We start from the raw sequence: 22,537 nt of genomic DNA on the forward strand, positions 1-22,537 counted from the left end.
GATCCCATGACCGACTCCGACGGCACCGCCGACGGCATCCGCCTGCAGAAGGTGATGGCGGCCGCCGGCGTCGGCTCCCGCCGCGCCTGCGAGGCCCTGATCGAGGCCGGCCGGGTGTCGGTGAACGACGAGGTCGTGCTCGGGCAGGGCCGCCGGGTCGACCCGCTCACCGACGTGATCCGGGTCGACACGATGCGCATCAACACCGCTCCGGGCAACGTCTACCTGGCGCTGAACAAGCCGCGTGGCTACGTCACCGCCATGACCGATCCCGAGGGTCGGCCCACCGTCGGTGACCTGGTGGCCGACCGGGTCGAGCGGCTGTTCCACGTCGGCCGGTTGGACGCCGACACCGAAGGCCTGCTGCTGCTGACCAACGACGGCGAGCTGGCCCACCGTCTCTCGCACCCGTCGTACGAGGTGCCGAAGACCTACCTGGCAGAGGTGCTCGGACCGATGGAGAAGGGGGTGGGTAGGCGGCTGCGTGAGGGCGTCGAACTCGACGACGGGATCGTGCGCTTCGACGCGTTCCGCATCGTCGACTCGACCTCGAATCGGCTGCTGCTCGAGGTGGTGCTGCACGAGGGGCGCAAGCACATCGTGCGCCGCGCGCTGGCCGAGGTCGGTCACCCGGTGCAGCAGCTGGTCCGGACGGCGGTCGGCCCGGTGCAGCTGGGGGCGCAGAAGCCGGGTCGGATCCGGGCGCTGAGCCGCGAGGAGCTGGCCGGCCTGTTCAGTCTGGTGGGCATGTAGGGCAACATCGGCTGGCTAGGGTGTCCGTATGGCGGTGCGGGCGGTGCGCGGGGCGACGCAGGTGGAGGCGGACGACCGCCAACAGATCCTGGACGCGACGACCGAGCTGCTCCAGGAGGTTCTCGCGCGCAACGCCCTGTCGCCCGACGATCTGATCAGCGTGGTCTTCACCGCGACACCGGACCTGACCGCGGAGTTCCCGGCCTACGCCGCCCGGCAGATGGGTCTGGTGGACGTCCCGCTGCTGTGCACCGGCGAGATCGCCGTCCCGGGCGCGATGCCACGGGTGCTGCGCCTGCTCGCCCACGTCGAGACGGACCGGCCGCGTGCCGAGGTCCGGCACGTCTACCTGCGGGGCGCCGCCACCCTGCGGACGGACCTGCCGCGGTGACCTGTGCCCGCTGACCTGCTCGTCGTCGGCACCGGTCTGATCGGCACCTCCGTCGGGCTGGCGCTGCGCGGACAGGCCGACGTGCTGCTGAGCGACCCCGACGCCGCGGCCGTCGACGTCGCGACCGACCGCGGCGCCGGCCGACGCTGGGACGGCCGCGAGAGCTTCTCGCACTGCCTGGTGGCCTGTCCGCCGGGAGCCGTGGCCTCGGTCGTGGCGGGCCTTGCCGGCGCGGCGACGGTGAGCCACGTGGCCTCGGTCCAGCGGGCGGTGCAGGACGACCTGCGCGCTGCCGGTGTCGACCTGACGCGCGTCTGCGGCAGCCACCCGATGGCCGGCAAGGAGCAGTCCGGGCCCCAGGCCGCCTCCGCCGAGCTGTTCGTCGGCCGCCCGTGGGTGCTGTGTCCGGACGAGGCGACCTCGGCGGCGGCGCTGACGACGACCCGACAGCTCGCCGAACAGTGCGGCGCCGAGCCGCTGGTCATGCCCGCCGAGCAGCACGATGCCGCCGTCGCGCTGGTCAGCCACCTCCCGCAGGTCGCCGCCTCCGCGGTCGCTGCCGTCCTGGCCCGCGCGGGCAGCGGCCTCGAGCTGGCCGGCCCCGGGCTGCAGGACACCACCCGCATCGCCGCCAGCGACCCGCGGCTGTGGATCGACGTGCTGCGCCAGAACGCCTCGGCGGTCGCCCCGCTGGTCCGGCTGCTGGCCGACGAGATCGATGCCGCCGCGAGGGCGCTGGACCGACTGGCCGCCGACTCCGACGCCGACTCCGACTCCGACTCCGGCCCGGACCCTGACGCCGCGGTCGTCGAGGACCTGCTCCGGCGCGGCAACGCCGGCCGCGCCCTCGTGCCCCGCAAGCGCGGCGAGCACGACCGGGACTTCGTGCCGGTCTGCGTCGTCGTGCCCGACAGCCCCGGCGAGCTGGCCGGTGTCCTGGTCAGCGCTGCCCTGGCCGGGATCAACGTCGAGGACGTACGGGTGGAGCACCTGCCCGGTCGGCCCACCGGTGTCATCGAGCTGCTGGTCCTGCTGTCCGAGCAGACGGACGCCCGGCGGGCCCTGACGGCCGCCGGCTGGAAGGTGGCCGGCGGCTGAGCCGCAACTAGGCTGGCGGCCCCCCTCGACCTCAGGAGCACCGTGCCGACAGGAACGACCCGGGTGATCGCGCTCGACGGGCCGTCCGGCTCCGGCAAGAGCACCGTCGCCCGCGGGCTGGCCCGCTCCCTGAACTGGCGCTACGTCGACACCGGCGCGACCTACCGCGCCGCGACGCTGGCGGTCCTGCGCGCCGGCGCCGACCTGGCCGACGCGGCCGCCGTCGCCGTCGCCGTCCAGCGCGCCCGCATCGCCGTGTCCACCGATCCCGACGCCCCGTCCACCACCCTGGACGGCGAGGACGTCAGCGCCCTGATCCGTGGGCCCGAGGTCACCGCGGCGGTGAGTGCGGTCAGTGCCGTGCCGGCTGTCCGCACCCACCTCGTCGCCCTGCAGCGCGAGCTGGCCGGCGCCGACGGAGCCATCCTGGAGGGCCGGGACATCGGCACCGCCGTCTTCCCCTCGGCCCCGGTGAAGGTCTTCCTCGACGCGTCGCCGGAGGTCCGGGCGAGCCGCCGGGCCGGCGACGCCGACACCGGGATCGCGCCGGGTGGGACCGATGTCGTGCAGCAGGTGGCTGCCGACCTGGCGCGGCGGGACGGGCTGGACAGCTCCCGGGCCGCCAGCCCGCTGCAGGCGGCGGACGATGCGGTGCACCTGGACAGCAGCGCACTGGACGCCGACGCCGTCGTGGAGCGGGTGCTGCAGCTTGCCGGACGTGCGGGTCTGACCGCCGGCCGGACCTGATGACCGCCGTCGTCCCGCCGGCGACCGCCCGCCGCCGCGCGACCGGCACGCTCAAGCCGCCGGTACGCGCCGGGGTCCGCCTCGTCGGCACGGGGCTGGCCCGCAGCGTGCTGCGCCTGACGGTCGAGGGCGCGCAGCACGTACCGGCACACGGTCCCGTCCTGCTGGCCGGCAACCACAGCGGCATCCTCGACGGCCCGCTGGTCTTCTTCGTCAGCCCCCGGCCCGCCGGCCTGCTCACCAAGTCCGAGGTCTTCGTGGGGCCGTGGGCGCGGGCCTGCGGGTGGCTCGGGCTCATCCCGGTGCATCGCGGCCAGGCCGACCGCGCCGCTCTGCAGGCCGGTCTCGCGCAGCTGGCCGGCGGCGGCGCTCTCGGTGTCTTCCCGGAGGGGACGCGGGGCAGCGGCGGCTTCGACCAGATCACCGACGGGCTGGCCTATCTGGCGCTGCGCAGCGGTGCCCCGGTGGTCCCCATCGCCGTGCTCGGCACCGGCGCCGCGCTGCCCAGAGGGAGGACGGTCCCGACGCTGCGCGCCCCGGTGCGCGTGGTCTTCGGCCCACCGGTGACCGTCGACCCGGTCGGGGACCCGCGCGCACGCCGTACGGTCCGCGCCGCCGCCGAGCAGCTGCGCCTGGCGCTGCTCGGCCATCTGCAGAGCACCCAGCAGCCCAGCAGCACCGAGGAGCCGGCATGACCGAGGACCCGTCCCCCGACAGCGAGGACCTGACCCCGCAACCGGTGCTGGCCGTGGTCGGCCGGCCCAACGTCGGCAAGTCCACCCTGGTCAACCGCATCCTCGGCCGCCGCGAGGCCGTCGTCGAGGACGTGCCGGGGGTGACCCGGGACCGCGTGACGTACGACGCGCAGTGGCGTGGTCGGCGCTTCACCGTCGTGGACACCGGCGGGTGGGATCCGGACGCCGTCGGGCTGCAGAAGGCGGTCGCCGCGCAGGCGGAGGTGGCGGTCAGTGCCGCCGATGCCGTGCTGTTCGTCGTGGATGCGACCGTCGGAGCGACCGACGCCGACGAGGCGGTGGTTCGGGTGCTGCGCAAGGCCAAGAAGCCCGTCGTGCTGGTCGCGAACAAGGTCGACGACGAGCGCGGCGAGGCCGATGCCGCGATGCTGTGGTCGCTGGGCCTGGGTGAGCCGTACGTCGTGTCCGCGCTGCACGGCCGGGGGAGCGGGGACCTGCTCGACGTGATCCTGGACGCGCTGCCCGAGACGCCGGCCGAGCGCTTCGACGAGCCGGCCGGGCCGCGCCGGGTCGCGTTGGTCGGCCGCCCGAACGTCGGCAAGTCCTCGCTGCTGAACCGACTGGCCGGCGAGGAGCGGGTCGTGGTGGACGAGGTCGCCGGGACGACCCGCGACCCGGTCGACTCGATGGTCGAGGTCGGCGGGGAGACCTGGCGCTTCGTCGACACCGCGGGACTGCGCCGGCGGGTGGCGCACGCCTCCGGAGCGGAGTACTACTCCTCGCTGCGGACGCAGTCGGCCATCGACGCGGCGGAGGTCGCGGTCGTGCTGCTCGACGCGAGCGAGCCGATCAGCGAGCAGGACCAGCGGGTCATCGGGATGGCGGTCGAGGCGGGGCGGGCGCTGGTCATCGCGTTCAACAAGTGGGACCTGGTCGACGAGGACCGCCGGCCGCAGCTGGCCAAGGAGATCGACCGTGAGCTGGCCCGGGTCGAGTGGGCGCCCCGGCTCAACGTCTCGGCGCTGACCGGTCGCGCCGTCGACAAGCTGGCGCCGGCGCTGCACACCGCGCTGGACGGCTGGGAGACCCGCATCTCCACCGGCAAGCTCAACTCCTGGATCGGCGGGCTGATCGCCAGGACGCCGCCGCCGGTGCGCAGCGGCAAGCAGCCCAAGATCCTGTTCGCCACCCAGGCTGGAACCCGGCCGCCGCGGTTCGTGCTGTTCACCAGCGGCTTCCTCGAGGCGGGCTACCGCCGCTTCATCGAGCGCCGGCTGCGCGAGGACTTCGGCTTCGCCGGCAGCCCCATCGAGGTCAGCGTCAAGGTCCGCGAGAAGGGCAAGCGGTAGCGGCGAAACTGTCGGACCCGAGCGGGACGATGACGACGTCGTCATCGCATCTTGGAGGTCCTGTGCAACCAGCCGGTCTGTTCCAACAGCAACTCCCCCTTGGGCTCACCGAGCAGGGTCTGCGTGATCTGGTGGGGGCGAACCGGTCGTGGCGCGCGGTGCTGCGGGCCGCAGGCTCTCGATCAGCGCACCAGGGACGCCAGCTGCGCAAGGCGTGCGACGAACTCAGAATCGACTATGGGCATTTCACCATGAGGACGTGGACGGACGAGCAGCTGCGTGCCGCTGTCGCCACGGGGCGATCCTGGCCTGAGGTTCTGGGGGCACTCGGCTTCGCGCAGAACTCCGGGTCGGCGCGGGCGACGGTTCGGCGGCACGCCGCCCGACTCGGTCTCGACATGAGCGGGCTGTCCGACCCGTCCGTTGCACTGCCGGCGGACCCCTTCACCGCGGCTCCCGAGCTGAAGCACCTTCGGGCGTCGGGCGCCTACATCGTTGCGGGGGCGTGTGCCCTCGCCGGCTACAAGGTCTCGTGGCCGCTCGAGCCCGCCATCTACGACCTACTCGTGGACACCGGCACCATTCAGCGGGTGCAGGTGAAGACGACCACGCACCGCGTCGACGGCACGTGGTCGTGCATGATCACCCACAGCTCGTCGTCCGAGCGGGCATGGTACACGTCGGACGAGATCGACTTCTTCGGCATCGTCGATCCGGAGCTCAACGTGTACATGATCCCGGTGCACGTTCTCGACGGCCACGCGCGGATCTACGTCCGCCGGTACGACGCCTACCGACTCCCTCGACTCGCAGTCGAGGGGCTCACGGCGTCGAACGGCTCCTGAAGGCGCGAAGGCCCGGCGCGTGCGCGAGGCCCTCGAGAACTGCGTCGGGCTGACAGGATTCGAACCTGCGGCCTTCCGGCCCCCAGCCGGACGCGCTACCAAGCTGCGCCACAGCCCGTGGTGCACGGCAGGAGCCTAGCGGAACGACCCCCAAGGGCTCCGCAGCGCCGTTGCTGCGTGCGTTCCTGCCGGGCTGAGCACATCCTGCTGGCCGTCCTCGCCCTGAGCGAGTACGGTCGTCGGCTCCGCCCGACCCCGCCCCGGCTGCTGCCGGGTAGGTGGGCCCCCAGCGATGGCACCCCGCGCCGGGACCTGCTGACCTGAGGCTCCGGCATGCCCGACGACGTCCTGACCGCCGAGCGGGCGCACCTGGTGCGCGCCCGCGCCGATCTCCGACGGATGCGCGAGCACACGCGCACCCTCCTCGACACCCAGAGCGCCTGGGGCAACGACGAGCTGACGACGCGGGCGCTCGCCGCCAGCCTGGCCCGTCGGTTCGACCAGCTGCTCGACGACGGGGTCACGCCGCTGTTCTTCGGCCGCCTCGACACCGAGTCCGACGAGGTCTTCCACCTCGGCCGCCGGCACGTCAGCGGGCAGGACGGCGAGCCGGTCGTGCTCGACTGGCGCGCTCCCCTCGCGGGGGCCTACTACCGCGCATCGGCGCGCGACCGGCAGGGCATCGTGCTGCGCCGCCGCTTCGGGTTCCGGGACGGGACCCTCACGGCGTACGAAGACGACCGCCTCACCGCCGGCGGCTCCGTCAGCGCGCTGCTGGTACAGGAGATCGAGCGGCCGCGCAGCGGTCCGATGCGCGACATCGTCGCGACCGTCCAGCCGGAGCAGGACGTCCTGGTGCGTGCGCCGCTCGAGCAGACGGTCTGCGTGCAGGGCGCTCCGGGCACCGGCAAGACAGCGGTCGGGCTGCACCGGGCCGCCTACCTGCTCTACGCGCACCGCGCCCGGTTGGCCGCCACGGGAGTGCTCGTCGTCGGCCCGAACCGCGCCTTCCTGTCCTACGTGCAGGAGGTGCTCCCGGCCCTCGGGGAGGTCGCGGTGACGCAGGCGACTCCGGACGAGCTCGCTCCGCCCGTCCCCGTACGCCGGATCGCCGGCGCCGCCGAGGCGCAGGTGAAGGGAGACGCCCGCGTCGCGACTGTGCTCGAGCGGGTCCTGTGGCTGCACGCTGCGCGGGCGAGCGAGTCGCTCGTGCTCACGGTCGGATCGCGCCGTTGGCGGCTGCAGCCGGAGGACGTACGCGAGTTCGAGCGGGCGGTGCGCGGCCGCGGCCTGCCGTGGTCGGCCGGTCGGGCCGCCTTGGCGGGCGCCCTCGCCGGCGCTGCTGCGGCTGCAGGAGGACGCCGGCATCGCCACCAGCGAGCGTGCGGTCGAGAAGCTGGCGCGCAGCCCGGTCGTGCGCGGGTACGTCGACGCGCTGTGGCCACCCGTGACCGCCGAGCGGCTGGTCGCCGCAGTGCTGGGCGACCGGGACCTGCTGGCCCGCGCCGCCGCAGGCGTGCTCACCGAGCAGGAGCCGGACGACCTGGCCGGCGGCGGCGCTCCCGGCCGCTGGTCGCGCGCCGACCTGCCGCTGCTCGACGAGGCCTCGTACCTCCTGGAGCGCTCTTCGGGCTACGCGCACGTGGTCGTCGACGAGGCGCAGGACCTGTCGCAGATGCAGCTGCGGGCGATCGGCCGACGCTGCGTGACCGGGAGCGCCACCGTGCTCGGCGATCTCGCGCAAGGGACGACGCCGGGCGCCCCGGGCAACTGGTCCGACGTCCTGCTGCACCTCGGCAAGCCCTCCGGCCGGCTCGAGGTGCTGAACACCGGATACCGGGTGCCTCGCCAGGTGCTCGACCTGGCCAACCGGCTGCTGCCGCACATCGCGCCCGGGATCGCCCCCGCCGCATCCCTGCGGTCGGCGCCGGACTCGCTCGAGCTGCGCCGTACGAGCGTTCTCGTCGTGGACGCGGCCGCTGCCGTACGGGAGCGGACCGGGTCGGGTTCGGTAGCCGTCGTCGCGGCGGGCGCGGCGCTGCTGACGGCTGCGGGCGAGCAGCTCGCTGCGGACGGGGTCGGCGCCGAGCTGCTCGGCGAAGGGATCCCCGCCGGACAGGTCGCCCTCGTGCCGGCCGACCTGGTGAAGGGGCTGGAGTTCGACTCCGTCGTCCTGCTCGAGCCGGCTGCGATCGCTTCCCGTGGGCAGTACGGGCTGCGCTTGCTCTACGTCGCCCTGACCCGGGCGGTGTCCTCGCTGCTGGTCCTGCACAGCGAGGACCTCCCGCGCGAGCTCGCCGGCTGACACGTCGCAGAGCGGCACCTCTCGTGCGGGGGGCCGTCGGCAGTTGATCTTCTGGATGCTGGATTCGCAGCAGACGCGCCGGCGTGTCCGCTGCGGATCCAGCAGCCGCAAGATCAACACTGGGCGCGGTGACGGGCCGCCGGCGTGTCCACGCCTGGTCGGACACACCTCGGCTGAATCGGAAAAGTTAGGGAAGGGACCCCTAACTCTGCACTACAGTTCGGGTCGTGCCGCTCGTCGCTCCCACGCCGCCCCGGACGGCGCCCTCCTTCGTCCGGGACCTCGCGCGGCACGGTGACGCCCCGGCGCTGCTCACCCGGCAGGGCCGGCTGAGCTACCGGGAGCTGGCGGCGCGGGTCGGCGACGTCGCGCAGCAACTCGGCCCGACCCGCCGGCTGGTCCTGCTGGAGGCGGCCAACACGGTCGAGGCCGTCGTGGCCTACCTCGCCGGCCTGACCGCCGGCTGCCCGGTGGCGCTGGCGCCGGCGGCGGCGCTCGCCTCGCTCACCGCGGCGTACGACCCCGACGTCGTGATGACCCGCGACGGGGGCTGGGGGGTGGACGCACGACGCGACGGCAGCGCCCACGAGCTGCACGACGAGCTCGCGCTGCTGCTGAGCACCTCGGGCTCGACCGGCTCACCCAAGCTCGTGCGGCTGTCCCGGGACAACCTGAGCGCGAACGCGCAGGCCATCGCCGACTACCTCGACCTGCGCCCGTCCGACCGCGGGCCGACCGTCCTGCCGCTGGGCTACTGCTACGGGCTGTCGGTGCTCAACAGCCACCTGGAGCGCGGCGCCGGGCTGCTGCTCACCGACCTGTCGGTGGTGGACGGCTGCTTCTGGGAGCTGTTCCGGGAGCACGGCGCGACCTCGCTGGCCGGTGTCCCGCACACCTTCGACCTGCTGGACCGGGTCGGCTTCGCCGACATGGACCTACCGTCGCTGCGCTACGTCACGCAGGCGGGCGGGCGGCTGGCGCCCGAACGGGTGCGGGCCCTGGCCGAGCTGGGGCAGCAGCGCGGTTTCGACCTGTTCGTGATGTACGGCCAGACCGAGGCAACGGCCCGGATGGCCTATCTGCCGCCCGCGCTCGCGCACACCGCCCCCGGCTCGATCGGCCTCCCGGTGCCGGGCGGCGGCTTCGCCCTCGACCCGGTGCCCGACAGCGACGAGCCCGGCGTCGGGGAGCTGGTCTACAGCGGGCCGAACGTCATGCTCGGCTACGCCGCCGGACCCGCCGACCTGGCCCTCGGCCGCACCGTCGACCGGCTGCACACCGGCGACCTGGCCCGCCGCGACGCCGGCACCGGGCTGTACGAGATCGTCGGCCGGCGCGCCCGCACCTCCAAGGTGCTCGGCCTGCGGATCGACCTCCAGCGGGTCGAGGACCGGCTGGCGGGCCTCGGCATCCCGGCCTGCTGCGTGGGCGGTGACGACGAGCTGGTCGTGGTCGCCGCGACACCCCGGCAGGTGGCCGCGGAGGTCGCCGCCGCTGCCGGCCTGCCCGTTCGCGCCGTGCGGGTGGTCGGCGTCGAGGCGCTCCCGCGGCTGGACAGCGGCAAGCCGGACCTGCGGGCCGCGGCCGCGCTGGCCGTCCGCGATCAGCCCGCTCCCGTCGCCGCGCTGTCCACCGGCCCAAACGTCGACGGGCTGTGTGCGCTCTACGCGGACGTGCTCGACCGGCCGGTGCGGCCGGAGGACACCTTCGTCGGCCTGGGCGGCGACTCGCTGTCCTACGTCGAGACGTCGCTGCGCCTCGAGCAGGTGCTCGGGGCGCTGCCGCCCAGCTGGCACACGACGCCGATCCGGGACCTGGCTCCGGCCCGCCGGCCGCCGCGAGCCGGCCGGGCGCTCGAGACGGGGGTGGCGCTGCGGGCCGCGGCCATCGTGGCGATCGTCGGGTCGCACGCAAACCTCTGGACGCTGCTCGGTGGCGCGCACATCCTGCTCGGGGTCGCCGGCTTCAACTTCGCCCGCTTCCACCTGAGCGGGACCGGCCTGGCGTCCCCAGCCGGTCGGGCACTGCGCAGCGTCCGGCGCATCGTCGTGCCGAGCGTGCTGTGGATCGCCCTCGCGGCGATGATCACGGAGCGCTACACGCTCACCAACGTGCTGCTCCTCAACGGCGTGGTCGGCCCGGAGAAGTTCGGGCCCAGCTGGCACTACTGGTTCCTCGAGGTGCTCGTCTACCTGCTGCTCGCCTGCGCGGCGCTGCTGGCCGTCCCCGCGGTACGCCGGGCGGAACGGCGCTGGCCGTGGGGCTTCTCGCTGGTGCTGCTCGCCGTCGGCGTCGCCAGCCGCTTCGCACCGGGTTGGCTGCCGACCGGGCCGGACCGGATCCACACCGCACACGTCCTGTTCTGGCTCTTCGCACTCGGTTGGGCGGCGGCGCGGGCCGGCACCGTGCCCCGCCGGTTGCTGCTGACGGCCGTCCTGCTCGCCACCGTGCCCGGTTTCTTCGGCAACCCGTGGCGCGAGGCGCTCGTCGTGGCGGGGCTGCTCGCGCTGCTCTGGATCGGCACGGTGCGCGTCCCGGCGGCCGTCGCGCGCGGCGCGAGCCTGCTGGCCGCGGCCTCGCTGCACATCTACGTCACGCACTGGCTGGTCTACCCGCACCTCGAAGTGCAGTGGCCGCTGGCCGCGACGCTGGCCTCGCTCGCCGTCGGGCTGGCCTACCGGGAACTCGAGACCCGGGCGACCGCACTCGTGCAGAGCCTGGGCCTGGGCCGCCGCGTGCCGACCTCGTGGAGCCGGCGCAGGGCCGTCCGGGCCGGGTTCGGCAGGCGCTGATCTCGCGCCCCGGCTGCCCGCACGGATAGTGTCGCGCCGACGGCGTGACCGGGTGCGCGCGGGACAGGGGAGGCAGCATGACCGAGCGGCTCGGGACCTCCGAGCCACAGCTCTCCACCCGGATCTGGACCATCCCGAACGCCCTGTCCATGCTGCGGCTGGCCGGCGTACCGGTGTTCCTGTACTGGGTGCTGATCACCGAGCAGGACGGCCGGGCCATCCTGCTGCTGATGGCCGCGGGCGCCACCGACTACTTCGACGGCATGATCGCCCGCAGGTACTCGCAGTTCACCCGGCTCGGGGAGCTGCTCGATCCGCTCGCGGACCGCCTCTACATCTTCGCCACGCTGCTGGCCCTGGTCTACCGGGACGGGCTGCCGCTGTGGTGGGCGCTGGCGCTCATCGGGCGCGACGGGGTGCTGGCGGTGTGCCTGGCGGTGCTGCGCCGGGCGGGGCACGGGCCGTTGCCGGTGCACTTCCTCGGCAAGGCGGCCACCTTCAACCTGCTCTACGCCTTCCCGATGCTGCTCGCCGCCCTGCCCGGCAGCCAGGGTCTGCTCGCGACCGTCTTCCGGCCGATGGGCTGGGCGTTCGCCGCCTGGGGAAGCGTCCTCTACCTGTGGGCCGGCGTCCTGTACGTCGTGCAGGTGCGCCAGGTGCTGCGCGCCGACCGCTCGTGAAGGCGGTCGTCATGGCCGGGGGCGAGGGGACCCGGCTGCGCCCGATGACCGCGAACCAGCCCAAGCCGCTGCTGCCCGTGGTGAACCGGCCGATCATGGCGCACGTCCTGCGGCTGCTGAAGCGGCACGGCTTCGACGAGAGCGTCGTGACCGTGCAGTTCCTGGCCAGCCTCGTACGCACCTACTTCGGGGACGGCGAGGAGTTCGGGATGTCCCTGTCGTACACCACCGAGCAGACGCCGCTGGGTACCGCAGGCTCGGTGGCCAACGCCCGCGCCGAGCTGGGTGACGACGCCTTCCTGGTCATCTCCGGCGACGCCCTGACCGACATCGATCTGGGGGCACTGGTGCGGGCCCACCGGGCGACCGGCGCCCTGGCGACCGTCTGCCTCACCCGGGTGCCCGATCCGCTGGAGTTCGGGATCGTGGTCCAGCACGAGTCCGGCCGCATCGAGCGGTTCCTGGAGAAGCCCACCTGGGGCCAGGTGTTCACCGATACCGTCAACACCGGCATCTACGTCATGGAGCCCGAGATCTTCGACCATGTCCGGCCGGGCGTGCCCGTGGACTGGTCCGGCGACGTCTTCCCCGCGCTGCTGGCCGGAGGAGCGCCGCTGTACGGCCACGTGGCCGACGGCTACTGGGAGGACGTCGGCACTCTCAGCTCCTATATCCGTGCGCAGGCCGACGTGCTCCACCGCCGCGTCGACGCCGAGATCGACGGCTTCGAGATGGCCACCGGCGTCTGGGTGGGCGAGGGGGTGGACATCGACCCGGACGCGACGCTGATCGGCCCACTGTGCATCGGTGACAACGTCAAGATCGAGGCGGGCGCACGGGTCGGGGAGCTCTGTGTGCTCGGGGACAACGTCGTGGTCAAGAGCGGCGCCTCGCTGGAGCGCTCGGTCGTGCACGACAACGTCTTCGTCGGGCTGCAGGTCAGCCTGCGCGGCGCGGTGATCGGCAAGAACACCGACGTCATGCGGGCCGCCCGCGTCGGGGAGGCGTCGGTCGTCGGCGACGGGTGCGTCCTGGAGGAGGAGGCCTACCTCTCCGACGGCGTGCAGGTCTACCCGTTCAAGACGATCGAGGCCGGCACCGTCCTGCACACCAGCGTCATCTGGGGGAGCCGCGGCAGTGCCTCGCTGTTCGGCCCGCGCGGCATCTCCGGGCTGGTCAACGTCGAGATCACCCCGGAGTACGTCGTGCGGCTGGCCGCGGCGTACGCCACCACGCTGCCCAAGGGGAGCGTCGTCGTCACGGCGCGGGACGCCTCCCGCGCCGCCCGGGCGCTCAAGCGTGTCGTCACGGGGGCGCTCAACGCCAGTGCCATGGACGTGCGCGACCTGGAGGTGACGCCGCTGCCGGTCGCCCGCTTCATGACCTCGGGCAGCAACGCGGCCGGCGGGATCGTGCTGCGCGCCACACCCGACGACCCGCAGTCGGTCGACATCGTCTTCCTGGACGAGGGCGGGGGCGACCTGTCGCCGGCCCGCCAGCGGGCTCTCGAGCGGGTCGTCAGCCGGCAGGAGTTCCGGCGCGCCTTCCCCGGCGAGATGGCCGAGCTGGCCTTCCCGTCGCGCACCGTCGAGACCTACGTCCAGGAGCTGCTCCGGGCTGTCGACGTGTCGGGTCTGGGTGAGGCCCGGATGAAGGTCGTGCTCGACACCGCCGGCGGCGCCGTGTCGCTGGTGCTGCCGGCGCTGCTCGGGCGCCTCGACGTGGAGGTCCTGACGGTGAACAACCGGCTCGACGAGCGGGCGAGCGGGGAGACCGTGGCGGAGCACATGCGCGACCTGGAGCGACTGGGCGAGCTGGTGTCCGGCTCGCGGGCCGCCTTCGGCGTGCGTTTCGACCACGTCGGGGAGCGGCTCACGGTCGTCGACGAGCGCGGCCGGTTGATCCACGACGACCGGGCCCTGCTGGTCGTGCTCGACCTGGTCGCCGCCGAGCGACGCTGCGGGCGCATCGCGCTGCCGGTGACCACCACCCGCGTCGCCGAGCAGGTCGCGAACTTCCACGGCACCGACATCCTGTGGACCTCCACGTCGCCGGCCGATCTCACCGCCGCCGCCGCCACCCCAGGGGTGATCTTCGCCGGCGACGGTCGCAGCGGCTTCGTCGTGCCCGAACTCGCCCCCTCCCTGGACGGCATCGCCGCCTTCGTGCGGCTGCTCGGGCTGGTCGCCCGGACCCGGTTGACGCTCTCCCAGATCGACGCCCGCATCCCGCAGGCCCATCTGGTGCGCCGGGCGGTCCCCACGCCGTGGGCGGTGAAGGGCGCGGTCATGCGAACGGTGCTGGAGGCCGCGGGCGGCCGGGCGGTCGACACCACCGACGGCGTACGGCTCGTCGAGGCGGACGGGGCCTGGGCGCTCGTGCTGCCCGATCCGTCGGAGGCGGTCACGCACGTCTGGGCGGAGGGCCCGGATGCCGGCCGCGCCACCGACCTGGTGACCCGCTGGGCCGAGGCGGTCGAGTCGATGCAGGCGTAGCTCGCGCAGGGGCGGCCGGCGGCGACGACCGGTCCGGCCGGTGCGGCAGGATGGGGGCGTGACCCCCACCCCGACCCGGACCGGGCAGGACGCCGCGCCGCGCCGGGTGGACGGGTCGATGTCGCTGCTGGTGGACGTGATGGCCAACTCGCTCGACGAGGGCTATGCCGAGCGGGCGGCCCGCAAGGCAGGTGAGCAGGCGGGGGTGCCGGCGGCTGCGGCTGTCCCGGTGCGCGGCCTCACCACCGTCGTCGGCCTGGTCCTGCTCGGCCTGGTCACCGGCACCGCGGTGGCCCAGGTGCGGGCGCGCCAGGACGAACGCGCCGGCGTGCGCACCGGCCTCGCCGCCGAGGTGCGTGAGCGGACGGGAGAGACCGACGAGCTGGCCGACCGGGCCGAGCGGCTGCGCGCCGAGGTGGCCGCCACCCAGGCCGAGGTGCTCGGTGTCGACGCCGCGGGGCGCAGCGTCGCCCGGCGGCTGGTCCAGCTGGGTCTGGCCAGCGGCACCCTGCCCGTCCAGGGGCCGGGAATCGTCGTCACGCTGCAGGACGCGCTCCCCGAGCAGGAGCCTGCCGCGGTCCCGCGGCAGGGCGGGCCGGCCGAGGGGCGGGTGCAGGACCGTGACATCCAGGACCTCGTCAACGCGCTCTGGGCGGCCGGCGCCGAGGCGGTCAGCGTCAACGACGTGCGGCTGACCGCGCTGACCGCGATCCGCAGTGCCGGTGACGCGATCCTCGTCGATTTCCGGCTGCTGTCCCCGCCCTACGTCGTGCGGGCCGTCGGTGATCCGGCGGTGCTGGAGTTCGAGCTGCTGGACGGGGCGGCCGGCCGGCGCCTCGCGACGTACGTCTCGCTCTACGGCCTGCGCTTCGAGAGCCGGCGCGAGGAGTCGCTGTCGCTGCCCGGGGCGAGCACCCGCGAGCTGCGCGCCGCGCTGCCGGGGGAGGGGCCGTGATCCCCGCCCTCGCGCTCGTGCTCGGGGTGGTGCTCGGCCTGGTCTTCGAGCCCACCGTCCCGGCCGCGCTCCAGCCGTACCTGCCGATCGCGGTGGTCGCGGCGCTCGACGCGGTCTTCGGCGCGGTACGGGCCCAGCTCGAGGGCATCTTCGACGACCGGGTGTTCGTGGTGTCCTTCGTGAGCAACGTCCTCGTCGCCGCCCTCGTGGTCTTCCTCGGAGACCAGCTGGGCGTCGGCGGCCAGCTCTCGACCGGCGTGGTGGTCGTGCTCGGCATCCGGATCTTCTCCAACGCGGCCGCCATCCGCCGCCGCGTCTTCGCCGCATGAACGGCGGGCGGCTGCGCCGGCTGCTGACGCCGCGGCTGCGCCCGGTCGACCTCGCGGTGGCGGTCCTGCTCGCGGTCCTCGGCTTCGCGGCGGTCGTGCAGGTGCGCTCGACCCAGGACGGCCCTCTCGCGGCGGCCCGCCAGGAGGATCTGGTCCAGATCCTGGACGAGCTGGCCAACCGCAACGACCGGTTGCGGGCGGAGGTGTCGGCCCTCGAGCGGGCCCGGGCCGAGCTGACCAGCGGCGGCGACCGGACAGCGGCGGCGCTCGCCGAGGCCCGTCGCCGCGAGCAGCTGCTCGGCGTGCTGGCCGGCACGGTACCCGCCCGGGGCCCGGGTCTGCTGCTGACGATCACCGACCCCGAGGAGTCGATCGGACCGGACGTGCTGCTCGACGCGCTCGAGGAGCTGCGGGCCGCCGGCGCCGAGGCCATCCAGCTCGAGGGGCCGGTCGATCTGAGCGTCGACGGCGCGAAGGCCGCCGTCGGCGCGCAGGTGCGGGTGATCGCCTCCACCGCGCTCGAGGCGGGCGAGCGGGGCGGGGTGGTGGTCGACGACGTCGCGCTCTATCCGCCGTACCGCTTCGTCGTGGTCGGCGACGCCTCCACGCTGGCCTCGGCGGTGGGCATCCCCGGCGGGGTCGTCGACAACGTCGAGCTTCGCGGCGGCGCGGCTCTGGTCGAGCAGCGCGACGAGGTCCGGGTGGTCGCCTTGCGACCGCTCCAGCAGCCTCGTTACGCTCGGCCCCCCCCCCCCACCCGGGGGGGGGGGGGGGGGGGGGCCCCGTCCGCACGCTCCGACGAGAGAAGGCCCAGGCCGTGGATCTCCAGTACACCGCCGAGCACGAGTGGGTCGCGATCGTCGGCACCGGCGAGTCGGCGGTCCTGCGGCTCGGCATCACGCCCTATGCCGCGGAGGCACTCGGCGACATCGTCTTCGTGACGCTGCCCACGGTCGGGACCCAGGTGACGGCCGGCCAGGCCTTCGGCGAGGTCGAGAGCACCAAGAGCGTCTCGGACGTGTACGCGCCGGTCGCCGGCACCGTCGCGGCCCGCAACGACCAGTTGGACAGCACTCCCGAGCTGGTGAACAGCGACCCGCTGGGAGAGGGCTGGATGGTCGAGCTCCGCCCCGCGGAGGGGGTCGAGGCGGCGCTGCAGTCGGCCGCGCTGCTGGACGCCGACGCCTACGCAGCCCTGACCGTCACGGAGTCCTGACAACTCCACCTGAGGTCGAGGTCCAGGCGGCCCGTCCTCGACGCCGGGTTGACCCTCGATGCGGCCCCCGACTACCTTCGCGCTGCGTCCGGGGGCCGCTCTGTCAGGCCTCTGGACGAAGGGGACTCACCTCCGGACAGCATGACCGGACCCGCGCCGCGGGCACCGGCGGGCACCCGCCCGCGCACCACCACCTCAGGAGGCGGGCGAGACCGTGTTCTGCACCCACTGCGGCCACCAGAACCCCGACGGCAGCCGGTTCTGCGCCCGCTGCGGGACAGCCCTGCCGCGGGCCGGCTCGGAAGGCGCGGCCAGTGCGGTCGAGACCACGTCCGCCATCTCGCTCACGGCGCTGGAGGTCGGCCTGGAGGAGGGCACGGCCGCTGCGGCCGACGCCGCCCCCGACGCGGGTCCGCTAGAGGCCCTGCCGCCCGGCAGCGCGCTGCTGGTCGTCAAGCGCGGCCCGAACGCCGGAAGCCGTTTCCTGCTGGACGCCGAGGTCACCACGGCCGGGCGGCACCCGGAGTCCGACATCTTCCTCGACGACGTCACGGTCTCCCGTCGGCACGCCGAGTTCGCCCGCGAGGGCGGCGGCTTCCTCGTCCGGGACGTCGGTAGCCTGAACGGCACCTACCTCAACCGGGAGCGCATCGACGCTGCGGGCCTGGCCGGCGGCGACGAGGTGCAGATCGGCAAGTACCGCCTGGTCTTCCTGGTCGGGTCGCGCGGCGGCGAGGGATGAGCGCCAGCTCTGCAGCCCGCCCGGTGGCGATCCGCGCGTTCATGAGCATCGGGGAGGTGCTCGGCCAGCTGCGGCCGGACTTCCCGGACATCACCATCTCCAAGATCCGCTTCCTCGAGGCCGAGGGTCTGGTGGAGCCCGAGCGGACGGCGTCGGGCTACCGCAAGTTCTCCCGCGAGGACCTCAGCCGGCTGCGTTACGTGCTGTCGGCGCAGCGTGACCACTACCTCCCGCTCCGGGTCATCAAGGAGCATCTGGACGCCATCGACCGCGGCCTCGATCCGCCGGACCTCGGCACCAGCGGCCCCAAGGTGCCCCGGGCCCTGGTGGCCGCCGAGGGGCTGCCCGGCGCCGACTCCTTCCTGCCCGACGTCAGCGAGATGCGGCTGTCCCGCAGCGAGCTGCTCGCCGCCGCCGGCCTGTCTCCGGAGCAGCTGGAGCAGCTGGAGCAGTACGGCCTGGTGGCGCCGCGCCAGGGGGGCAGCCACTACGACGGCGATGCACTGGTGGTGGCCAAGACGGTCGCGGAGATGGCCCGCTTCGGCATCGAGGCTCGCCATCTGCGCCCGTTCAAGGCGGCTGCCGAGCGTGAGATCGGGCTGGTCGAGCAGGTCGTCACACCGCTGGTACGCCAGCGCAACCCCGAGGCGCGGGCCCGCGCCGAGGAGGTCGCCCGGGAACTCGCGGCGCTGTCGGTCAAGCTGCACGCCACCCTGGTGCGCGCGGGACTCGGGCCGGGCCTGCGGCGCTGAACGTTGCGCCGTGCAGCTGCAGGCCTGCGCGGCGCGGAGTAGGGTCGAGGGAGGTCGAGGACCGCCCCGGGCGACCCCGGCCGTACTGCCTGTCGACGTCCTGGAGGACCCCGTGGAGCCGTCCGGTGAGGGCACCTCGCTGTCGGAGTTGAGCGTCGTCGGCGTGCGCGTCGAGCTGCCGAGCCAGCAGCCGATCGTGCTGCTCAAGGAGGTCGGCGGCGACCGCTACCTGCCGATCTGGATCGGTGCTGTCGAGGCGACTGCGATCGCCTTCGCCCAGCAGGGGGTGGTGACGGCCCGGCCGATGACGCACGACCTGCTCCGCGACCTGCTGGAGGCGTTCGAGCGGCCGCTGAAGACCGTGACGATCACCGAGCTGCGCGAGGGCGTCTTCTATGCCGAACTCGGCTTCGACGGAGGCCTCACGGTCAGCGCCCGCCCCTCGGACGCGATCGCGCTGGCCATCCGCAGCGGTGCCGTGATCCGCGGCGAGCAGGAGGTTCTCGCGGAGGCCGGCATCGCGATCCCGGACGAGCAGGAGGACGAGGTGGAGAAGTTCCGCGAGTTCCTCGACACCGTCACCCCCGAGGACTTCAGCCCAGGATCCTGACCCTCTGGTGTAGGTCGAGGGTTGCGACATGCCGGACGACATCGTTGACCGAGCCTCGAGGACTGCCTAGCGTGCCGGTTCTGGTCGACCCGCGCCGGACCCCACGGGACCCCGCCCGCCGGCCCCCGCTGGAGCCGCAGGACCACAGACAGGAGCCGACCGTGGTGGACGAGCCCGTCGAGCCCGCCGTCGTTCCGGCGCCGCCGGGCAGCTCGGCGCGGGCACCGCTGGGCCTGCAGGGGACGCTGTTCGACGACCTGCCGGAGGAGCAGCGACCCGGTGGTTCCCCCCAGGACGTCGGGTACCGCGGTCCGACGGCGTGCAGCGTCGCCGGCATCACCTACCGCCAGCTCGACTACTGGGCACGCACCGGGCTGGTCGAGCCGACCGTGCGGGAGGCCTCCGGATCCGGGACCCAGCGGCTCTACAGCTTCCGCGACATCCTGGTGCTGCGGGTGGTGAAGAACCTGCTGGACGCCGGCGTCTCGCTGCCCAACATCCGCACCGCGATCGCCACCCTGCGCGAGCGGGGGGTGGCCGATCTGGCCGAGATCACGCTGATGAGCGACGGCACGACGGTCTACGAGTGCACCTCCACCGACGAGATCCTCGACCTGCTCAAGCGCGGCCAGGGCGTCTTCGGGATCGCGGTGGGCCGGCACATCGGCGACGTCGAGGGAACCCTCGCCGCGCTGCCGAGCGAGCGGGCCACCGCCGGCACGGCGGCCGCGTCGGGCGACGCCGCGGCCGACGAGCTGGCCACCCGCAGGCGCCGGCGCACCACCGCCTGATCGGCTGCCCCGACGCCGTGGAGCGGTAGCCTGAGGAGCGCCGACCACCCGTACGGGAGAGTTCCCTCACCGCCGGTGGGCCCCCGACGCTTCCCGCCCGGAGTCCTTCATGCGCCCCCGCCCGTCCCTGCGCGACCTCGAGACCGCCGCCCCCTTCGCCGGCCGGCACATCGGCCCCAGCCCGGACGACCAGGCCAAGATGCTCGCCGTCCTCGGCGCCGGCTCGCTGGAGGAGCTCGCGGACGCGGCCGTGCCCGAGGCGATCCGGGCGACCGCACGGCTCGACCTGCCGGCCGGGCGCTCCGAGGCCCAGGTGCTGACCGAGCTGCGCGCCCTCGCCGACGACAACACCGTCACCACGCCGATGATCGGCCTGGGCTACTCCGGCACCCACACGCCACCGGTGATCCTGCGCAACGTCCTGGAGAACCCGGCCTGGTACACCGCCTACACCCCCTACCAGCCCGAGATCAGCCAGGGCCGGCTCGAGGCGCTGCTGAACTTCCAGACCGTCGTCACCGACCTGACCGGCCTGCCGGTCGCCGGCTCCTCGCTGCTCGACGAGGGCACGGCCGCCGCTGAGGCGATGACGCTGGCACGGCGCAGCAGCCCGGCGCCCGCCGGCGCCGCGTTCCTCGTCGACGCCGACTGCCATCCGCAGACGATCGCGGTCGTGCAGACCCGCGCGATCCCGCTGGGCCTGGACGTCCGGGTGGTGGACCTGTCGGCCGGGCTGCCGGCCGGTGACGTGTTCGGCGTTCTGGTGCAGTACCCCGCGAGCTCCGGCGCCGTCCGCGACCCCAAGCCGGTCCTGGACGCCGCGCGCGAGCGGGGCGCCCTGACGGTCCTGGCCACCGACCTGCTCGCCCTGACCCTGCTGACCAGTCCGGGGGAGCTCGGCGCGGACGTCGCGGTCGGCAGTAGCCAGCGGTTCGGCGTGCCGCTGGGCTACGGCGGCCCGCACGCCGGCTTCCTGAGCGTCCGCGCAGGGCTGGAGCGGACCCTGCCCGGGCGGCTGGTCGGCGTGAGCATCGACGCGGACGGCAACCAGGCCTACCGGCTGGCGCTGCAGACCCGCGAGCAGCACATCCGCCGCGAGAAGGCGACCAGCAACATCTGCACCGCACAGGTGCTGCTGGCCGTGCTGGCCGCGATGTACGCCTGCTACCACGGTCCGGACGGGCTCGCCGACATCGCGCGGCGGACGCACCGCTACGCCGCGCTGCTCGCCGCCGCGCTCCGCACGACCGGGGTGCAGCTGCGGTCCGACGCCTTCTTCGACACCGTCACCGCGACCGTCCCGGGCCGGGCGCGCGAGGTGGTCGACGCGGCGGCAAGCGCCGGCGTCGACCTGCGTCTCGTGGACGGCGACACGGTCGGCATCTCCACCGACGAGACCACCACCCGCCCGCACCTCGACGTCGTGGTCGCGGCCTTCGGCGGCGAACCGCAGGACTGGGACACCCTGGATGCGGTCACCGACGACGCGCTGCCGGCCGGGCTGGCGCGCACCAGCTCCTACCTCACCCACCCGGTCTTCTCCGAGCACCGCAGCGAGACGGCCATGCTGCGCTACCTGCGCCGGCTGTCCGACCGGGACCTGGCGCTGGACCGGACGATGATCCCGCTCGGCTCCTGCACGATGAAGCTCAACGCCACCACCGAGATGGAACCGATGACCTGGCCGGAATTCGGCGCGCTGCACCCCTTCACCCCCGCGGTCAACGCCCGCGGCTACCGCCGGCTGATCGACGACCTCGAGCGGTGGCTGTGCGAGATCACCGGCTACGACGCGGTCAGCCTGCAGCCCAACGCCGGCAGCCAGGGCGAGCTCGCCGGGCTGCTCGCGATCCGCAGCCACCACCTGACCAACGGCGACGCGCAGCGCGACGTCTGCCTGATCCCCGCGTCTGCGCACGGCACCAATGCCGCCTCAGCCGTGATGGCCGGGATGCGCGTGGTGGTCGTGGCGACCGCGCCCACCGGTGACGTGGACGTCGACGACCTGCACGCCAAGATCGCGCAGCACGGGGACCGGCTGGCCGCGTTGATGGTCACCTACCCGAGCACGCACGGGGTCTTCGAGGAGACGATTCACTCCATCTGCGCCTCGGTGCACGACGCCGGCGGCCAGGTCTACGTCGACGGCGCGAACCTCAACGCGCTGGTGGGCCTGGCCCGGCCCGGGCGCTTCGGGGCCGACGTCAGCCACCTGAACCTGCACAAGACGTTCTGCATCCCGCACGGCGGCGGTGGCCCCGGTGTCGGACCGGTCGCGGTGCGGGCGCACCTGGCGCCGTACCTGCCCAACCACCCGCTGGCGCCCGAGGCCGGTCCGGCGACCGGCCCCGGCCCGATCAGTGCCGCGCCGTACGGCAGCGCGGGCATCCTGCCGATCAGCTGGGCGTACGTCCGGCTGATGGGCGGCGAGGGACTGACCCGGGCGACGCAGGTCGCGGTGCTGAACGCCAACTACGTCGCGCACCGGCTGCAGCCGCACTTCCCCGTGCTCTACACCGGCCGCGGCGGGCTGGTCGCGCACGAGTGCATCGTGGACCTGCGCGCGATCACCAAGCAGACCGGTGTGAGCGTCGACGACGTGGCCAAGCGGCTGATCGACTACGGCTTCCACGCCCCGACGATGAGCTTCCCGGTCGCGGGGACGCTGATGATCGAGCCGACCGAGAGCGAGGACCTGGCCGAGCTGGACCGGTTCTGCGACGCGATGATCGCGATCCGCCGGGAGATCGACGAGGTCGCTGCCGGGTCCTGGCCGAAGGAGGACAACCCGCTGCGCGGCGCCCCGCACACCGCGTCCTGCCTGGCCGGAAAGTGGGACCGCAGCTATCCGCGCGAGACAGCGGCCTTTCCGGCGGGCGTGTCGCGGACGAGTAAGTACTGGCCGCCGGTGCGGCGGATCGAGGGGGCCTACGGCGACCGGAACCTGGTCTGTTCCTGCCCGTCGCCTTCCGCGTACGAGCGGAGCTAGCCG

General features: G+C 73.8%; 21 protein-coding genes and 1 tRNA gene. 20 read left to right on the forward strand and 2 right to left on the reverse strand.

Features of this window, described 5'->3' with window-relative positions:
* Positions 1 to 6 precede the first annotated feature (6 nt).
* The 7 genes from WD794_11180 to WD794_11210 all read left to right on the forward strand — a co-directional run bounded on the left by WD794_11180 (position 7) and on the right by WD794_11210 (position 5,878).
* A complete protein-coding gene (locus WD794_11180; protein ID MEX2290873.1) occupies positions 7 to 753 on the forward strand; it encodes a pseudouridine synthase in 747 nt (248 codons plus the stop codon).
* 28 nt (positions 754 to 781) lie between these two features.
* Positions 782 to 1,144, forward strand: a complete 363-nt coding sequence (gene aroH / locus WD794_11185) for a chorismate mutase (protein ID MEX2290874.1) — start codon at positions 782 to 784, stop codon at positions 1,142 to 1,144.
* Between the two features lie 3 nt (positions 1,145 to 1,147).
* Positions 1,148 to 2,242 (forward strand): prephenate dehydrogenase, encoded by a 1,095-nt coding sequence (locus WD794_11190; GenBank protein MEX2290875.1) that lies wholly within the window; start codon positions 1,148 to 1,150, stop codon positions 2,240 to 2,242.
* A 42-nt stretch (positions 2,243 to 2,284) separates the two neighbouring features.
* Positions 2,285 to 2,989: a (d)CMP kinase gene (gene cmk / locus WD794_11195; GenBank protein ID MEX2290876.1), complete on the forward strand. Its 705-nt coding sequence runs from the start codon at positions 2,285 to 2,287 to the stop codon at positions 2,987 to 2,989.
* On the forward strand, positions 2,989 to 3,684 hold the full coding sequence (locus tag WD794_11200; GenBank protein ID MEX2290877.1) for a lysophospholipid acyltransferase family protein: 696 nt from the start codon (positions 2,989 to 2,991) through the stop codon (positions 3,682 to 3,684). The genes cmk and WD794_11200 overlap by 1 nt, the downstream gene beginning before the upstream one ends.
* A complete protein-coding gene (gene der / locus WD794_11205; protein MEX2290878.1) occupies positions 3,681 to 5,033 on the forward strand; it encodes a ribosome biogenesis GTPase Der in 1,353 nt (450 codons plus the stop codon). The genes WD794_11200 and der overlap by 4 nt, the downstream gene beginning before the upstream one ends.
* 251 nt (positions 5,034 to 5,284) lie before the next feature.
* Positions 5,285 to 5,878, forward strand: a complete 594-nt coding sequence (locus WD794_11210; protein MEX2290879.1) for a group I intron-associated PD-(D/E)XK endonuclease — start codon at positions 5,285 to 5,287, stop codon at positions 5,876 to 5,878.
* Positions 5,879 to 5,922: 44 nt separating this feature from the next.
* Here WD794_11210 and WD794_11215 read toward each other — a convergent pair.
* A tRNA-Pro gene (locus WD794_11215) sits at positions 5,923 to 5,996 on the reverse strand.
* 17 nt (positions 5,997 to 6,013) lie between these two features.
* Positions 6,014 to 7,063, reverse strand: a complete 1,050-nt coding sequence (locus WD794_11220) for a hypothetical protein (GenBank protein MEX2290880.1) — start codon at positions 7,061 to 7,063, stop codon at positions 6,014 to 6,016.
* A 229-nt stretch (positions 7,064 to 7,292) separates the two neighbouring features.
* On the opposite strand from WD794_11220, the gene WD794_11225 reads away from it, so the two are divergent.
* From WD794_11225 to gcvP, 13 genes are all read left to right on the forward strand, one after another.
* Positions 7,293 to 8,183 carry an ATP-binding domain-containing protein gene (locus WD794_11225; GenBank protein MEX2290881.1) on the forward strand — a complete coding sequence of 297 codons (891 nt, stop codon included), beginning with the start codon at positions 7,293 to 7,295 and terminating at the stop codon, positions 8,181 to 8,183.
* Between the two features lie 227 nt (positions 8,184 to 8,410).
* Positions 8,411 to 10,975: an AMP-binding protein gene (locus WD794_11230; GenBank protein ID MEX2290882.1), complete on the forward strand. Its 2,565-nt coding sequence runs from the start codon at positions 8,411 to 8,413 to the stop codon at positions 10,973 to 10,975.
* Positions 10,976 to 11,052: 77 nt separating this feature from the next.
* Positions 11,053 to 11,655 (forward strand): CDP-alcohol phosphatidyltransferase family protein, encoded by a 603-nt coding sequence (locus tag WD794_11235; GenBank protein MEX2290883.1) that lies wholly within the window; start codon positions 11,053 to 11,055, stop codon positions 11,653 to 11,655.
* On the forward strand, positions 11,652 to 14,150 hold the full coding sequence (locus tag WD794_11240) for a mannose-1-phosphate guanyltransferase (GenBank protein MEX2290884.1): 2,499 nt from the start codon (positions 11,652 to 11,654) through the stop codon (positions 14,148 to 14,150). The genes WD794_11235 and WD794_11240 overlap by 4 nt, the downstream gene beginning before the upstream one ends.
* Positions 14,151 to 14,208: 58 nt before the next feature.
* Positions 14,209 to 15,105, forward strand: coding sequence for a DUF881 domain-containing protein (locus tag WD794_11245; protein ID MEX2290885.1), 897 nt, complete (start codon positions 14,209 to 14,211; stop codon positions 15,103 to 15,105).
* Entirely contained in the window at positions 15,102 to 15,434 is a 333-nt protein-coding gene (locus tag WD794_11250) for a small basic family protein (protein MEX2290886.1), read from the forward strand. Before WD794_11245 ends, WD794_11250 begins: the two co-directional genes overlap by 4 nt.
* Positions 15,431 to 16,375 carry a DUF881 domain-containing protein gene (locus tag WD794_11255; GenBank protein ID MEX2290887.1) on the forward strand — a complete coding sequence of 315 codons (945 nt, stop codon included), beginning with the start codon at positions 15,431 to 15,433 and terminating at the stop codon, positions 16,373 to 16,375. The genes WD794_11250 and WD794_11255 overlap by 4 nt, the downstream gene beginning before the upstream one ends.
* Complete coding sequence (gene gcvH / locus WD794_11260; protein MEX2290888.1) at positions 16,291 to 16,650, forward strand: glycine cleavage system protein GcvH; 360 nt, start codon at positions 16,291 to 16,293, stop codon at positions 16,648 to 16,650. The genes WD794_11255 and gcvH overlap by 85 nt, the downstream gene beginning before the upstream one ends.
* Before the next feature lie 214 nt (positions 16,651 to 16,864).
* Positions 16,865 to 17,392 carry an FHA domain-containing protein gene (locus tag WD794_11265; protein ID MEX2290889.1) on the forward strand — a complete coding sequence of 176 codons (528 nt, stop codon included), beginning with the start codon at positions 16,865 to 16,867 and terminating at the stop codon, positions 17,390 to 17,392.
* Complete coding sequence (locus WD794_11270; protein ID MEX2290890.1) at positions 17,389 to 18,144, forward strand: MerR family transcriptional regulator; 756 nt, start codon at positions 17,389 to 17,391, stop codon at positions 18,142 to 18,144. Before WD794_11265 ends, WD794_11270 begins: the two co-directional genes overlap by 4 nt.
* A 139-nt stretch (positions 18,145 to 18,283) precedes the next feature.
* Positions 18,284 to 18,754: a bifunctional nuclease family protein gene (locus WD794_11275; protein ID MEX2290891.1), complete on the forward strand. Its 471-nt coding sequence runs from the start codon at positions 18,284 to 18,286 to the stop codon at positions 18,752 to 18,754.
* 245 nt (positions 18,755 to 18,999) lie between these two features.
* Positions 19,000 to 19,545: a MerR family transcriptional regulator gene (locus tag WD794_11280; protein MEX2290892.1), complete on the forward strand. Its 546-nt coding sequence runs from the start codon at positions 19,000 to 19,002 to the stop codon at positions 19,543 to 19,545.
* A 109-nt stretch (positions 19,546 to 19,654) separates the two neighbouring features.
* Positions 19,655 to 22,534, forward strand: a complete 2,880-nt coding sequence (gene gcvP / locus WD794_11285) for an aminomethyl-transferring glycine dehydrogenase (protein MEX2290893.1) — start codon at positions 19,655 to 19,657, stop codon at positions 22,532 to 22,534.
* The last annotated feature ends 3 nt before the right edge of the window (positions 22,535 to 22,537 follow it).

The sequence above is a fragment of the Mycobacteriales bacterium genome, from assembly GCA_040902655.1.
GTDB lineage: Bacteria > Actinomycetota > Actinomycetes > Mycobacteriales > SCTD01 > SCTD01.